Annotated in this window: 10 protein-coding genes and 1 tRNA gene; 6 read left to right on the top strand and 5 right to left on the bottom strand. The window is 61.1% G+C overall.

Going from position 1 to position 14,162, the window contains the following annotated elements; translation table 11 throughout:
* The first annotated feature begins 73 nt into the window (after window positions 1-73).
* Window positions 74-853: an IclR family transcriptional regulator gene (locus L21SP4_RS10475; RefSeq protein ID WP_052882607.1), complete on the top strand. Its 780-nt coding sequence runs from the start codon at window positions 74-76 to the stop codon at window positions 851-853.
* An 8-nt stretch (window positions 854-861) separates the two neighbouring features.
* Window positions 862-1,641 carry a helix-turn-helix transcriptional regulator gene (locus tag L21SP4_RS10480; RefSeq protein WP_160300810.1) on the top strand — a complete coding sequence of 260 codons (780 nt, stop codon included), beginning with the start codon at window positions 862-864 and terminating at the stop codon, window positions 1,639-1,641.
* 191 nt (window positions 1,642-1,832) lie between these two features.
* Here the strand turns inward: L21SP4_RS10480 and ltrA are convergent, their stop codons facing one another.
* The 3 genes from ltrA to L21SP4_RS10495 all read right to left on the bottom strand — a co-directional run bounded on the left by ltrA (window position 1,833) and on the right by L21SP4_RS10495 (window position 6,999).
* A complete protein-coding gene (ltrA, locus tag L21SP4_RS10485; protein ID WP_052882609.1) occupies window positions 1,833-3,164 on the bottom strand; it encodes a group II intron reverse transcriptase/maturase in 1,332 nt (443 codons plus the stop codon).
* A gap of 740 nt (window positions 3,165-3,904) precedes the next feature.
* Window positions 3,905-5,824: a LamG-like jellyroll fold domain-containing protein gene (locus L21SP4_RS10490; RefSeq protein WP_052882610.1), complete on the bottom strand. Its 1,920-nt coding sequence runs from the start codon at window positions 5,822-5,824 to the stop codon at window positions 3,905-3,907.
* Window positions 5,821-6,999: a PEP-CTERM sorting domain-containing protein gene (locus L21SP4_RS10495; protein ID WP_052882611.1), complete on the bottom strand. Its 1,179-nt coding sequence runs from the start codon at window positions 6,997-6,999 to the stop codon at window positions 5,821-5,823. Before L21SP4_RS10495 ends, L21SP4_RS10490 begins: the two co-directional genes overlap by 4 nt.
* Window positions 7,000-7,401: 402 nt before the next feature.
* On the opposite strand from L21SP4_RS10495, the gene L21SP4_RS10500 reads away from it, so the two are divergent.
* The 4 genes from L21SP4_RS10500 to L21SP4_RS13550 all read left to right on the top strand — a co-directional run bounded on the left by L21SP4_RS10500 (window position 7,402) and on the right by L21SP4_RS13550 (window position 10,914).
* A tRNA-Thr gene (locus L21SP4_RS10500) sits at window positions 7,402-7,477 on the top strand.
* A 1,286-nt stretch (window positions 7,478-8,763) separates the two neighbouring features.
* On the top strand, window positions 8,764-9,390 hold the full coding sequence (locus L21SP4_RS13160) for a hypothetical protein (protein ID WP_160300811.1): 627 nt from the start codon (window positions 8,764-8,766) through the stop codon (window positions 9,388-9,390).
* Entirely contained in the window at window positions 9,387-10,682 is a 1,296-nt protein-coding gene (bioA, locus tag L21SP4_RS10510) for an adenosylmethionine--8-amino-7-oxononanoate transaminase (protein ID WP_052882613.1), read from the top strand. Before L21SP4_RS13160 ends, bioA begins: the two co-directional genes overlap by 4 nt.
* The gene (locus L21SP4_RS13550) at window positions 10,579-10,914 is read left to right on the top strand and encodes a DUF6922 domain-containing protein (RefSeq protein WP_417999889.1); all 336 of its coding nucleotides are present in this window, start codon (window positions 10,579-10,581) and stop codon (window positions 10,912-10,914) included. Before bioA ends, L21SP4_RS13550 begins: the two co-directional genes overlap by 104 nt.
* 882 nt (window positions 10,915-11,796) lie before the next feature.
* On the opposite strand, the gene L21SP4_RS10515 is transcribed toward L21SP4_RS13550, so the two are convergent.
* Together L21SP4_RS10515 and L21SP4_RS10520 are read right to left on the bottom strand one after the other, a co-directional pair.
* On the bottom strand, window positions 11,797-12,795 hold the full coding sequence (locus tag L21SP4_RS10515) for a hypothetical protein (RefSeq protein WP_201774627.1): 999 nt from the start codon (window positions 12,793-12,795) through the stop codon (window positions 11,797-11,799).
* On the bottom strand, window positions 12,788-14,089 hold the full coding sequence (locus L21SP4_RS10520; RefSeq protein ID WP_052882614.1) for an RsmB/NOP family class I SAM-dependent RNA methyltransferase: 1,302 nt from the start codon (window positions 14,087-14,089) through the stop codon (window positions 12,788-12,790). Before L21SP4_RS10520 ends, L21SP4_RS10515 begins: the two co-directional genes overlap by 8 nt.
* Window positions 14,090-14,162: the final 73 nt, after the last annotated feature.

The following is a 14,162-nucleotide window of genomic DNA, read 5'->3' on the forward strand; positions in this document are numbered from 1 at the left end:
AAGGCAAAACGGATTAGGTTGCGGGCATTCGTCCTGAAAGGTGCCTGAAAACATCGGATGGTAAGGGAGTGACATGAGAATACTGCCCTCGTTTCTGAAGGGAATACGTATTCTGGAGTGCATCGCTGCGGAACCGCGCGGCGTGAGGCTGAAGGATATCGCGGACCGGCTTGAGCTTCCGGCCTCGAACGTGACGCTCTATCTCAACACGCTGGTGGCATCCGGGGTCGCCTTGCGCGATCCGGTCAACAAACGCTACTGCATCGCGCCCGAGGCGATCGAACAGTTTAGAACCGCGGGCGAAGGCCTCGTGCACCGGCTCGTCCCGTGCGCGGAGGAGCCGATGAAAAAGCTGCACGCCCGGTTCAACGAGAACGTGTTGCTCGGCTATCCGAAGGCGCACTCGGTCATCTTCATCAAACACCTGACCTCGCGTCACGTGATGCGGATCGGGATCGAACCTGTCCCGGAATTCCCGATGCACGTGACCGCCGCCGGACGCGCCATCCTGGCCTATCTGCCGCAACGCGAACTGGATCGCTATTTAGACCAGGCTTCCTTCCGCAAGATCACGTCCAGAACCGTGACCTCGAAAAAGACGCTGCAGGCGATCTTTGAAGAGGTGCGCGAGCGGGGATTCGCCTTTAATCCGGGCGAGTTCGAGGAGGACGTGATGGCGCTCGCGGCCCCGATCCGCGTCGCCGGACGCGCGATCGCTTCACTGACGGTTCAGTATCCGACCATCCGACATACGCAGGACGAAGTCCTGACCTACGGCCCGGCGGTGGTCGAACAGGCGGCGGCGGTTGAGCGAGCGCTGAACGCGAGGACAGAGGCTCCCTCTCCGGGTTGAGGATGGCCATGCCCGATCCACTCCGCGATCTGGAATACATCAACGTCGGGATATCCACAGACCGCGAGTGGACCCCGGGGGTCAAAATCCCGCTGCACAGCGGATTCCATTACATTCTGGAGGGATCGTACGCCGTGCGCGCGGAGTGTTTCGGCGCACGCACGCTGAAGCGCGGTGATCTGCTGGCGGTGTTCGCGGATCGTCTGTTCATGCTCGAGGGTCGCTTCCGCTATCTCTTTCTCTCGATTCGCGGCGACGGATGTGTTCCCTTCCTGCGCGCCTGCGGGTTCACGCCGGAAGCACCCTTCTGCCCGGGGGCGCCGGAGGAGATCTACTACCCGATGCATGAGCTGCTCTCCGGTATGCACGGGGGTCGGCGCGATCACCCCTTCTTCTTCGCCGCACGCCTGATGCGGATCGGGGAGATCCTGCGTGACCGGATGATGCCTGCGGATGAACGGCGATCCACTCCCCCCTACGCCGAACAGGTGCGGCGCGTCATGGAAGAGACCGAGTACCGCTGCGAAGGGGTGACGGAGGCCGCCGCGCATCTCGCGGTCAGCCCCGACACGCTGCGCAGGGCCTGTCGACGCGAGATGGGCGTGTCGGCGATCGAATACCTCACCCGCCTCCGGCTCGAACGCGCCTGTAAGCTGCTGCGCAAGACCTCGTATAAGATCGCCTTCATCGCCTCCGCCTGCGGCTACCGAAGCGAAAAGTATTTCATCACCGCTTTCCGCCGTCGCGTGGGCACGACCCCGGCCCGGTGGAGGGAAAGACATCGGTGAGAAGAACGGAGGGATGCGTGCTCTCCGAGCGCGCCGCAAATTCGAAATCTATTTTTCGACCAGTAGAGTAGAGAGGGAGCCACGGGATGAGAGGCTTAGAGCCAATGACCGCGGACTGCCCTCCCCCTCGTCGAACCGGACATGCGGATTTCCCGCATCCGGCTCTCGCGGAAGGCATTTGTTGGATGGTTTCACAGGTAGATCAGTCCCATGTTCTTGAAATGCGCGTAGTAGCTCATACCTTCAGGGGGCCAGTAGCCGCGCTGACTGCGTCGTTTCGCATGTCGCGTGAGACGCTGTCGCACGTATCCATTGACGTGGCGGAATGCCACACGCGGATAACCCAGCGAAAAGTAGTTTGCCCATCCTCGCATTTGCATGTTGAGTTCGTCGATCACCGTCGGCAGAGGTTTGAAGCATTGTTCCGGTCCGGTCATCTCCCGAAGCCGATCACGTTCCCGTTGGAGCGCTTTCCGCGACGGTGTCAGGTTCCAGTACCGGCACGGGCGTCCGCCGAGGTCCCGGTCATAGCGGAAGCTATATCCGAGAAAGTCCAGCGTCTGCCCCGGTTCCCGAGCATCGAGTATCCGGGTTTTCTCCCGGTTAATCTTCAGCCCGAGCCACCCTTCTATCTTGGCTTCGATGAACGCTTCGAGTTGCGGACCGATATACCGGGCGAGGACCACGAAGTCATCGGCGTACCTCACCAGTTTGGCCTTCGCCCACCGTGCCGGTCCGTCTTTGCGGTAAAACACCGCATCGAACCAGTGCAGATAGATGTTGGCCAGAAGCGGCGAAATGACCCCGCCTTGCGGCGTGCCCTTGTCGTTGCGCTTCACGGTCGGCGGTTTGCCTTTCTCCGTTTCCTCTACCGGCGCTTTCAGCCACATTCGGATCAGCTTCAGCACGGACCGGTCGGTGACACGCATCTGCACACAAGCGATGAGCTTGTCGTGTGGAATACTGTCGAAATAGCCGGCCAGATCCGCATCATACACCGCACACCGCCCTTGCCGGAGCTCCTGTCCAATCGCCTTCAACGCATCATGCGCCGAGCGCTCAGGCCGGAACCCATGGGAGCAGTCCTTGAAGTCAGCTTCAAAGATCGGTTCCAATATCAGAACCGTAGCGGTCTGCACGACCCGATCCCGCACCGAGGGTATTCCCAAGGGACGGAGTTTCCCGTTCACCTTCTGGATGTAGACCCGCCGCACTTTTCCAGCACGGTAGGTTCGATCCTTCAGGCTGCGTTCAATATCCGCCAAGAAGGCTTCGACTCCTCCTTGACTCTGTTCGATGTCCTCGATGGTCACACCATCGGGGCCTTCTTTTCCGCCGTTAGCGCGTACATGTTTCCATGCCGCCAGCAGAGTGTCGGCCCGGCCAATGTGGCCATAGAGACTGTAGAAGCGAAACCGCTTCTCCTGTTTGGCCTTCTGACTCAGCTTCTGTCTCAGCGCGGCGAGTTTCGGCGGCAAGAGTCTGTCGTCAATGCGATAGTACTCCGTCGCTTCTTCTGTCATAGGTTTCACCAATCAGTCCCCCGCGCTTCTTACTCAGCTCGTCTTCCGCCGAGACCCCTTCGCTCCACGGGCATTACCCCGCTTCATCACTACTACGAGCCTCTCCGACTCCCGCACGCGATCACCCCCGAGGTTATTGATTCCCCCACGGGCTTGTCGGCTTACCCGACATCACGGCGGGCCTCCCAAGTTCCTGGCTGTTCTTTCTGCGCGCGCCGTCTCTTGTTACCCCGGAGGGCCTTGCCGGTGCATATGACCGTTCCTTCCCGACAAGTGCTGGCTTCATCATATCCGATAGGCTGGCCGCCCTCGGCTTGTGTAACGAGGCTGAATCAAGTTCGCTTTCGCTACGGCTCGCGCGTTCGCCTTCCCAGGCTTCGACGCCGGGGTTACCCCCGATCACCGCTGGGTCGGCTACATATGCAACGATCAATTCACACGACTGACTCCTTTCATTCAGTTAGAAACAGCCAAGCTTTGCTTGGCGCACCGGATGGCACCGATAGCACGGATATGTTTAAAATCACGATCGGGATCGGACTCGGGCTTCACCACAGGTCACAGAACACATGATTCGCGCTCGTACGCGCACTCGGAACGCCGCAGGCGCGATCCTTTTTCCAGTCCAGGAAATCGACTACGAGCACCGCTTCGCTGAGTACGAGTACGATTATGATATTTAGCCGGGGGTCCCGATGTTGAACTCAGGAAGACCTCGGTGAGAGGAACGGGAGACGCGCCTACTCGAACGCGTTGTCCGCAGTGGTGATCCGGAAGCAGGAACCGTCGATGTCGAGCGCCTGGCCCTCGGGCTCCACAAACCGGTTGTCCACGATCAGGGTGTCGTAACACCCGTTACGCATACGGATCATCGTGCGGTTCCCGTGGGTCGGGGTACCGAACACACAGTCGGAGATGATGCCCCAGTAGGTTTCATCCATGTCGAGGTCGACGTACGGATACGCGCTGTTCCCGGTCATTCCGACAAACTGGCAGCTCGTAATCTGATAGAGCTTGCGGTGCTCCATGAGAATCCCGGTATCCCGGCACCGGAACCGGCAACCATCGATCATCAGCCCCGGTTCATGGCCTTTGTCGTAGATATGCAGTCCGATGCGACAGCTCTCTACCGAACAGCCGATATACGTCCCGCCTTCCGGCGCGCCGGCGGGATCGGAATTGTCGCAGGAGATCCCGGTGTGCGCGGAGTAGACCTCACAGTCCTGCATTGCGGGACCGTAACAGTTGTCGTAGACGATCCCCTTCTGCATCGCGAACAACGGCGAGCTGTCGGTGAGGTTGGTACTGACCCCGGGGCCGTAGGGGCCGGCGACATTCACTCCCTGAAGCAGCGGGCGCCAGACCCCGAAGGCATTGATCCCGATGTCGAAATAATCCTCGGACGGATCCGCACTGCGAATATCGACGGCCTCCATGATCAGGGCACGGGCATGAACATTGCCGCCGGGTGCGGACCAGAAGTCGAACGCCGTCCCCGCGCCGGGGCGGTCGGCGAGTACGGTCATATCGCGCACCGTGATCTGTGATCCGCGCCGGTCGGAAACGACCCGGAACACGCCGCCCGTGCCCGTGGCATAAATCGTGGTCACGCCGATTCCCTGACCGCGCAATGTGAGCCGGCAGCTATCCATCCGGCGGGAGGCGCAGGTGCCGACGTGATAATCGCCCGCCGGGATGTGCACGATCCCGCCGCCGTACGCCAGCGCGCCGTCGAGCGCCGCCTGGAAGGCCGCACTGTCGTCGGTGTCATCATTGGGCGCCGCGCCGTAATCGGTCACGTCATAGATCCCGGGTTCACCGGGCGGCTCGGTCGCTAGCGCAAAGCGGTCGCGCGCGGCGGAGGAGATGCGCACCTCGTCGAGTTCGCGGAGGTAGTACTGCGAGCCGTCCCATGAACCGACATGGATCTCGTTCGTGGTCGCGCCGGTGAAGCTGTTGAGGTCGCGATACGAGTGGTCACCGCCGAGGCGGGTTCCCGCACGCAGGCCCGGCTCGCCGTACTCGGACGCGGGATCGACATAGAAGCGCACCACGCTGTCGTCGCCGCCCCCGTCTCCCTCATAGGTCACGGCGAGATGGTACCACTGATCCTCGTCGAAATCGTACGTATCAGAGGTGATCGCGCGATAGTTTCCTCCGACCACGGCGCCGAAACGCAGGGAGCCCCCCTGGAGGCCGAAGAGGATCGCCTCTCCGTCGGCTTGAAGCCGCATCAATCCGCGCTGATACCCGTCGCTCTCGTCGTGCCCGTGAATCCAGCACTCGAGCGTGAACGACTGTTCGTTGAACGCACTGAAGTCCACGCCGCTCGTCCGGTAGAACTGCCGGTCGGTCTGGAGCGACGCCGCGCCATCGAGTCCCGCCGGACCGAAGAAGTCGAGGAACGGCGAGGCGGGCGTCGTGAACAGATCGTTTCCGTTTCCGGAGGAATCCGCCACCACGCCCGACGTCGTGCTCGCCGTTCCGGGCGGCTCGTCGAGATGGTAGAGCGCGAACGTGTCCGCATCCGTGACGTAGGGGGTGACCTCCGCCCCCGCCGGAGAGACGGCGAGAAGGAGCCATAAAAGAAAAACCCGGCCGGCAAAGCCGGTCGGGTTTTTCGAACGGGTCGAATCGTGCTGACCCGTCACCGGCGTCATCCTCTCATCCGGCGACGCAGGTAGAACAGGCCGAGCGTCGCGCCGAAGAGACCGAGCGTGGCCGGCTCGGGAATGGCGGTCGGCAGCAGTTCGTCGCTGTCGTTAATGAACGCGCCCGAGTCGTATCCGTCGAACGTGATCAACGCCAGGTCGTTCGAACTCATCGATCCGGTCACGTAGATGTGATCCGACCCGTTGTTCCACTCCATGATCGTCAGGTTGGTCTGAATGGATCCCGACGTCTGATTGCCGAGATTCAACACGCCGCCGTCGCCCATCATGATCGTCGCGGAGTCGAAATTTGCAATCTGAAAGGGGGCGATCGAGGCGACCGTCTCGGTGTTTCCGTCGAGATCGAACACGCTGTCGCCGTCGCGAAACGCTACATTGATCCCGTTCGCCACCTGTTCATCGTTGCCAAGCCGGAGTGTCCCGCCTAAGAGATGAAGAATGCCCGGAGCGAAACGGGTGCTGTCGGTGTTGTCGCCGGCTAGCAACACCGTGGCATCCGTCCCAACCTGCACCGTGCCGCCGCCACTCCATGCACCGGTTCCCGTGAACTTCAATATGCCGGCACCAGCTCTGTCATGAATTTTGGTCAACTTCGAGGATCCGTCATAGCCACCGCTGATTTCGACATCGCCGGCATAGAGGTAAATCCCCAAGCTCGATGAGGAACCTGCCTGCGCGAGACCGCCCGCAAAAACCAGATTCCCACCGCCGTCTGAACTCGCGATGTGTTGATGGTTGGCGTTGTTGATCGTATTGAGCACGACCGAGTTTTCAAACGTCTGGGTCCCCGCTCCTCCTCCGGTCCAGCTGATCAATTCGGTGAGCCCAGCATCGGTGCCGCTGCCGTCGAGGGTCAGTTCAGCTCCGCCGAATCGATACGACACATTCGAGGATGAGGTAGAAGTGGTTTCCTGAAATCTCATTCCGAGCACCGTGTCCGCCGTAGACAGATTCACGTTGGTCACCGAGGGCGTCGCATCCACATTATCGCCGCGCAAAAAGGCAAGAGCGTTATTGCTCACCGAATTCCACCAGTTCCCGTCGTTATTCCAGTCGTTGTCGCCGGCATCGCCGGTCCATACGTTGTTATATTTATCCGCGCCCATAGCCGTTACGGCCACGAGGGCGAATAATACGACAACCCATCCCATCATTTTTTTCATCGCTATCTCCTCCCTTTCCTGCTCTCAACCCGTCCGGTGGCAATGACCCTTCACCGCCATAGCCACATCGATTCTCAAGGCCATGTTAGAGACAATAAAACGCAGCATGCAACAAAAAAACAAAATACTTGACGTTAATTTAACTTAACGTATGCGGCATATAGAGACAAAGGGATCCGACTCCCCTCGGCGTCAGCGATTCTCATTATGGCTTCACCCTTTTCGGTCGGGGTGGCACCCGACCCTCCCAATGCCCGAAAATGCGTTCGAAATCGACTCGGGAGGGACGGCTGCCACGCCGTCCGCGGTCGGAATGCAGCCATAATGAGAACTGCTGCCTCGGCGGTCACGGTCTGGACAAGCGCCTTGATTCTATATAGCCTGCGGTCTTCCAGGTTTCAGGCCAGCGTAGCTCAGTGGCCAGAGCGACTGATTTGTAATCAGTTGGTCGGGGGTTCGACTCCCTCCGCTGGCTCCATTCAGTTTTGGGGCTTTGCGCTCTTCAGATGCAGGGCCCGGCCGAGACTATGCGCTGGCCAATCTGCTCGGCATCGTTATAATGCGAAGCACATGAGCGAAGTATATGCGGTCGACCTTCAACCACGTGAAAAGCATCCGGACCGGAAGGAACCCGGGGTTCAATGGGTTCTCCCCGGTACTGTGCGTGCTGCGCTCAGGGGGGTCCTGGAGAAATATGATTGGGGTGGCGGGTCTGACCCTTTCTAACTCTTCATTATGAAGGACTTACATCCCACAGCAATCGGTTTCCTGCCGCTTAGGGCCTCGATTCCATCGCCGGAAAAGATGTTGTAAGCTCCTCGCGCCTCACGAAGCGTCGCACATTGGGGTGGCGGGTCTGACCCTTTCTAACTCTTCATTATGAAGGACTTACATCCCACAGCAATCGGTTTCCTGCCGCTTAGGGCCTCGATTCCATCGCCGGAAAAGATGTTGTAAGCTCCTCGCGCCTCACGAAGCGTCGCACATTCCCCGACCATACCTCCTTCGGACTCTCGCGAAACGAAACAGAAATTCGCGCTTAAAACTCCGTTTTTGGGGCCCTAACTGACCCCCTAAGACAAAACAAGCGATTCCAACGCACGCTTACTCATTCTCTTTGAACCGCTTACGGGGTTCAGACCCCGATTCAGCCGATTCAAAAAATGTAGTGAAGACCTTTGAGTCGAACTCGAATAAAAATGGCGGTTTTGCCCGCGAACAGCGAAAGACGGGTTACCCCCATCTTTGGACCACGGATCGCTGAAAATAAGGTGGAACCTGCGCATCCTGATTCTGAATGCGTTTGCGGCAGATCGGGCTGGATGGGTTTGAGGGCGGGATCGGGTGTGCGGAACGGAATTCGCAGTAGGTGCTGACCTTTGTTACGGTTTTTGTTACGGTTCAGGGGTCGTCTGCGCGTGTCCGGTTGTTTCAGGGGTTTTTGCAAATAGCCTAAACGCAACAGAATAAAGAAGTTATAGTTTTAAAAGCGTCCTTTTGTCATCAGTTGGTCGGGGGTTCGACTCCCTCCGCTGGCTCCATTCCCTGCAGGATGTCGGGGACAGGGAACAGTACGACTGCGCGAAACAGTTTCTTAAAGACTTCGGATTCAGGCCCATTGAAAATATGTCTTTGACCGAAAGAACCGCATCGTCATCCAGCACTCACCCGGTCACCGCTCCGCGGACGGTTCCGCGATGGGCCACGTCGTCGGCGAGCCTCATTACGATCGCGTGGGCGGTCCTCTTCGCGGCGATGGCGCTCGTGAATCCTGCGCTCTGCCGGCAGATCCTCCAGAAAGACAACCCCGGCATGACAGGGCTGGCGGAAAATCTTACGGTGCTGGTGCTCGTCCCCGGCATCCTGACGGCCGGGTACGTGCTGCTCCGGCGCCGCAGCCGGCTCCCCTCGCGCGGGTTGCGTCTCTGGCTGCTGGCATGGACCCTGGCATGCGTATATTTCGCGGGCGAGGAGGCCAGCTGGGGGCAGTGGTACTTCGGCTGGGGAACGCCCGATCCCCTCGCCGCGGTCAACGATCAGTCGGAAACAAATCTTCATAACATGAGTTCATGGATGGATCAGAAGCCGCGCGCGGCTGTGGAAGTGTTCATAGTCGTGGGCGGCCTGCTGCTCCCGGCCGCTCTCCGGAAGAAGAGAGACCTGCTCCGGCGTCTGCCGCGCCCGGATCTGGTCCCCTGGCTGGTCGCGCCGGGTTTATGCTGGGCGGCGGCGGGCTACCTCGTGCTGCTTCACGTGGCGGAAGTATTGCCGGGAGCCTTCTTCGAGCTGCACGACCAGTCGGAGTTGCGCGAACTGGTGATCGCCTGGTTCCTGTCGCTCTACCTCATCTCATACGCGTTCCGAACGGGAGAAACAGTAAGCCGCACATGAATACGGAACAACTTCAGCAGCTCGACCTTCAACATCTCTGGCACCCCTATACCCGGTTTTCCGCCCAGCGCGCCGGGCTGCCGGTCATCGAACGCGGAGAGGGCGTCTATCTGTTCGACCGCGAGGGACGCCGCTACCTGGATGCGGTATCGTCGTGGTGGGCGTGCGCGCTGGGCCACGGACATCCGCGTCTGCTCGAGGCGATGCGACGTCAGTCGGAGACGCTCCAGCACAGCATCCTCGGCAACCTGATCCACCCGCGCGCCGTCGAACTGGCCGATGAAATCGCCCGCTGGATGCCCACGCCGGAACGCCACGTGATGTTCGCCTCCGACGGCGCGAGCGCCTGTGAGGCGGCGCTGAAAATCGCGGTGCAATACCACTACAACCGCGGCACGCGGGGCCGGACCCGCTTCATGAGTATTGAGCAGGACTATCACGGCGACACGATCGGCGCGCTCTCGGTGGGCTATCTCGAGCAGTTCCACCGCGCCTACGACGGGGTGATCCCGCGCGAGCTGCGCGTTCCGCTTCCCGACTACGAAACCGGCGCGGGATTCGAGCCCACCCGCCGCCTCATGGAGGAACACGGCGACACGCTCGCGGCGGTGATCGTCGAACCGCTCTGCCAGGGCGCGAACGGGATGCGGATGTATCCGGCGCAGTACCTGGCCGATCTCGCTCAGGCCTGCCGCGAACGCGGGATCGTGATGATCAGCGACGAGATCGCAATGGGGTTCGGCCGGACCGGACGCAATTTCGCGTTCGAGCACGCCGGCATCGACCCCGATATCGTCTGCCTCGGCAAGGCGCTCTCCTCGGGTTACATGCCCATCAGCGCGACGGTGGTCAAAGATGAACTCTTTGCGACGTTCGATGACGAACGCGAGCAGGACGGCACGTTCTACCACGGCCACACGTGGTGCGGGCACCCCATCGCCTGCGCCGTGGCGCTGGAGGCGCTGGAGATCTACCGCGAAATGGATATCGCCGCCCGCGCCGCGAAACGGGGGGCGCGGATGACGGAACACTTTCGCGAACTCGAGGGGCGGCCCGGTGTCCGCGACGTACGCACGCTCGGCATGATCGCCGTGGCCGAACTCGAACCCGCGCCCGACAGCCGCGCGCGCGCCGACCGCATCCGCGCCGCGCTGCTCGAACGGGACATCCTCGTGCGACCGCTCGGCGATGTCTTTTACCTCATGCCGCCGACGATCATCGACGAGGAGGTCCTGGACGGATTGTGCCGCGATTTCGTGGAGATCCTGCGGAAAGAGAGCAGCGGTTCGTAGTTCTTCGTTTTGGCGCTTTCTGATTACGCGTATCATGGAACGGGGTACGCTGAAGGACGTCATGCTCGCCTGGGCATTCTACGGCGAAGATCGGGTTCGGGAGGCGCTGGTTTCCGCCCGTGCACTCAGCCGGAAGACCATCTCCTTCCTGAGTTCAACATGGGGACACCCGGGGGAATATCGTACTCGTACTCGTACTCAGCGAAGGGGTACTCGTACTCGAATTCCTTGAATCGATGGATGGGATCGCGCCTTCGGCGCTCCGAGTACGCGTACGAATTATGTTCTCTCTGAATCCCGATTTCGACTTCGATTCGGATTTCGAGATTTCATCCGTGTCATCGGTGTAATCCGTGGCCGAAAACACAAGAAAGGTCTCTCGCCAAGGCGCAGAGATCGCAAAGATGAATGAGAAGAGCACAGGCAAAGAAATGGTGCGTTCTCTCTTACGTTCGTAGTAGGCCCGCAGGTCCGCGCAGCGGAAAAAGTTCGTAGTAGGCCCGCAGGTCCGCGAAGCGGGGCCAGGGCCGTTATCTTTCACGCGCCTTGGCCCTTCGGGCCCTTGCGGCGCTACTACGAACGTTTCATCTCACGCGCGTCCTTAACGTTTGTAGTAGGCCCGCAGGCCTGCGAAGCGGGGCCAGGGCCGTTATCTTCACGCGCCTGGCCTGCCGGGGGCAGGCTTGCGGCGCTACTACGAACGATATCACGCGCCTTGGCCCTTCGGGCGCTTACGGCGCTACTACGAACGTTTGTCGTCTTCCATCCCGCCTCTTCCCCGAACGGCTCCACCGCAAAATCTGCGGAAAACCGGATTTTTGTAGAACTACTGAAATCGTAGCGGCTGGATTAGAAATCCGCTCGCGTCACAACGTACGCGTACTCGTACTCAGCGAAGCGGTACGCGTACTCGATTTTTTTGAACAGGCGGAGTGGGATCGCGCCTTCGGCGCTCCGAGTACGCGTACGCGTACGAGTACGAGTACGAATTATGTTCACCCCTTCATGCTCTTCATATCCTTCATGGTGAATCCGATGCTCTCTCCCCCTGCGATCTCCCGCATCCCACCTGTCCCGGGAACCCTTCCATAATGATCCACGAATAACCTCTGATTCACTGCGGGTTCATTTTGATTTCCCTGATGAGCCATTTCGTAAAGCCCAGAACGGAGTGGGGGTTGGATTCGGGACCGACCGGACGCCCGCGACCGGAGCCGTGAGGGAAGGTATTCAGATAATAGTGCATGCGCGGATGATGCTTCGGCAGGCCGGCGTCCCAGTACTTTTTGAGCCAGTCCCGCTCGATAAACGGGTAGTACCGGTCTGACTTCCAGATTACGGGACCGAAGTAGAAGATATATTCCTTGTCGCGGGCGAGCGTCCATCTGGCGCCCCGCACCACTTTCGCCGGCCCGGACCACCCGGTCTCCAGCGGCCAGTGCCGGTTGAACTGGTGCGCTTCGTACGCAACCCCCTCCATCTTATCTATGATGCGCTGCGCTTTCCGGTTCGCGGCGAAAAACACGGGATGCTCCACCATCTGGATGAGCGAATAGTCGGCGTGCCTGATCAGACCCCGTTCATGGGCGCGGCGGAAGAGGGCGCGGATAGCGTCCACGTCTTCAGCAAAGAGAATCCGGGTGTCTTCTTTGAACGGACCCGGCTCCGCATCCGGATGCCCTCTATGGATGGCAAGCCTGTACTCGCGACAGATCAGGATATGCTCGATCACTCCACCCCGGGATTCCCATTTCCGGATCTGTTTCACGAGGTGGTTCTTTTCCGGATCCAGATCGTCGCGGGCCCGGCTGAGCCCCCAGTAATACTCGAAGAAGACGCGCCGGGTCTCGAAGTCGCCGTCCAGCCAGCCCTTGACCACATCCAGGTGTTCGGCGACGAAGGGATAATGTCCCGTCTGTTTGTCAAAGGTAGGCAGACCCGCCCAGGACCCGCCGTGATTCGATTTCAGATCGCGCTCGTACCGGGGCAGCGGGCGGAGGCCGACATAACCGCAACGCCGGGTCGACCCGGTTTCTCCGGCATGGACGCCGAGCAGGCCCGATAAAGCCAGCGCCGTCAGCGCAAAGACGGCTTTTTTCCGGCGCTTACTCATAAAAACTCTCTTTTCTCAGCCGGGCGATGAACATCCCGGAGCACGGGCCGTCCTGCGGAAGGACCCAGGCGGCGCCGTCGGTGTTCCCGCCGCCGAGCGGATGGGGAAAGGCTTCGGGCGCGAGATCGTCCCGTGCCTCCAGCAGATCCTGCACGACCTCCATCGTTTCGGTCGAGGTGAGCGTGCATACCGAATAGACCAGGATGCCGCCGGGGCGGAGGGCTTCGGCGCCGCGTTGCAGCAGCGCGCGCTGGATCTCCCGCTTGCGTTCCGGCATCGATCCGTCGGTGCGCCACCGCGCGTCGGGATTGCGCGACCACGTTCCCATACCGGAACAGGGCGCATCGATGAGCACCCCGTCGAACCGCTCCTCCGGCACACGGGCGGCGGCGTCGAGCACGGCAGCCCGCACGGACTTCATCCCCGACGCCCGGGCGCGCTGTTTCAGGTTGCGCACGATCCCTTCCCTGCGATCGGTGGCCAGCACCCGGCCCTGCCCCTCCATCCGGTCGGCGAGGTGGAGCGCCTTGCCCCCGGCCCCTGCGCATACGTCCCACCAGGCCTCTCCGGGCCGCGGATCGCAGACCGCCCCGACGCACTGCGAGGCGAGATCCTGGACCTCGAATGTGCGGCCCGCCTTTTTACGCAATTCGCCCAGATGGAACCCGCCCTCGATCGCCAGAGCTTCCGACGGCCCCTCGGCGAACTCGATGCCCTGCGCGGCCAGGGCCTCCCGGACCCGGTCCGCGCGGTTCGGGCGCACCCGCAACCAGGTGGGCGGGCGGTCCTGGAACGATTCGATAATCTCCGCGACCCCTTCCGGGGCGATGCGGCCCAGCTGCTCTCCCGCCCAGGCGGGCACCAGCTCGGTCACGTCCAGCGGGGGATTGGCCCGGAGGGTCTCCTGCAGCGCCGCGCGCCGCTCCTCCAGCGTCCCGGGCACAACCCGGCCGCCCGGGTCGCTGCCGCACTCCGCCGCAAACCGCTCCACGGGAGGCGGAGGGGCTTCGCCGTCGAGCCTCCACGCCACCGCGCAGCTCGCCGCCGGATCGAGCCCCCGCTCGCGCGTCCACCCCCGCCAGCGGAAGAAGGCGAAGACCGTATCGCCGATCAGGCGCCGGTCGCGCGACCCCAGCTCGCGCCGCGAGCGGAACAGCCCGCGCAGCATGGTATCGGCCGGCCGGCCTCCGTCGATCACCTCATCCTCCGCGCGTTCAATGACTTCGCGGAGCACTTCGGCCTGCCGACGCACAATCGATGCGCGCCTCGTTTCGGACGGATTGGTATTTGTCATGGGCCTCTTTTCCGTTTAGGTTCCCCCCAACCTACATCGTGGCCCGGCCGACACCAAGGTCAAGCTTGATAAG

The organism is Kiritimatiella glycovorans (assembly GCF_001017655.1).
Taxonomy (GTDB): Bacteria; Verrucomicrobiota; Kiritimatiellia; order Kiritimatiellales; family Kiritimatiellaceae; genus Kiritimatiella; species Kiritimatiella glycovorans.

What these genes read in the sequence shown, in the direction of transcription:
- L21SP4_RS10475 (WP_052882607.1), top strand. Translation starts at nt 74, where the DNA reads ATGAGAATACTGCCCTCGTTTCTGAAGGGAATACGTATTCTGGAGTGC.
- L21SP4_RS10480 (WP_160300810.1), top strand. Translation starts at nt 862, where the DNA reads ATGCCCGATCCACTCCGCGATCTGGAATACATCAACGTCGGGATATCC.
- bioA (WP_052882613.1), top strand. Translation starts at nt 9,387, where the DNA reads ATGAATACGGAACAACTTCAGCAGCTCGACCTTCAACATCTCTGGCAC.
- L21SP4_RS10520 (WP_052882614.1), bottom strand. Translation starts at nt 14,089, where the DNA reads ATGACAAATACCAATCCGTCCGAAACGAGGCGCGCATCGATTGTGCGT.
- L21SP4_RS13550 (WP_417999889.1), top strand. Translation starts at nt 10,579, where the DNA reads ATGTCTTTTACCTCATGCCGCCGACGATCATCGACGAGGAGGTCCTGG.
- L21SP4_RS10515 (WP_201774627.1), bottom strand. Translation starts at nt 12,795, where the DNA reads ATGAGTAAGCGCCGGAAAAAAGCCGTCTTTGCGCTGACGGCGCTGGCT.
- L21SP4_RS10495 (WP_052882611.1), bottom strand. Translation starts at nt 6,999, where the DNA reads ATGAAAAAAATGATGGGATGGGTTGTCGTATTATTCGCCCTCGTGGCC.
- L21SP4_RS10490 (WP_052882610.1), bottom strand. Translation starts at nt 5,824, where the DNA reads ATGACGCCGGTGACGGGTCAGCACGATTCGACCCGTTCGAAAAACCCG.
- ltrA (WP_052882609.1), bottom strand. Translation starts at nt 3,164, where the DNA reads ATGACAGAAGAAGCGACGGAGTACTATCGCATTGACGACAGACTCTTG.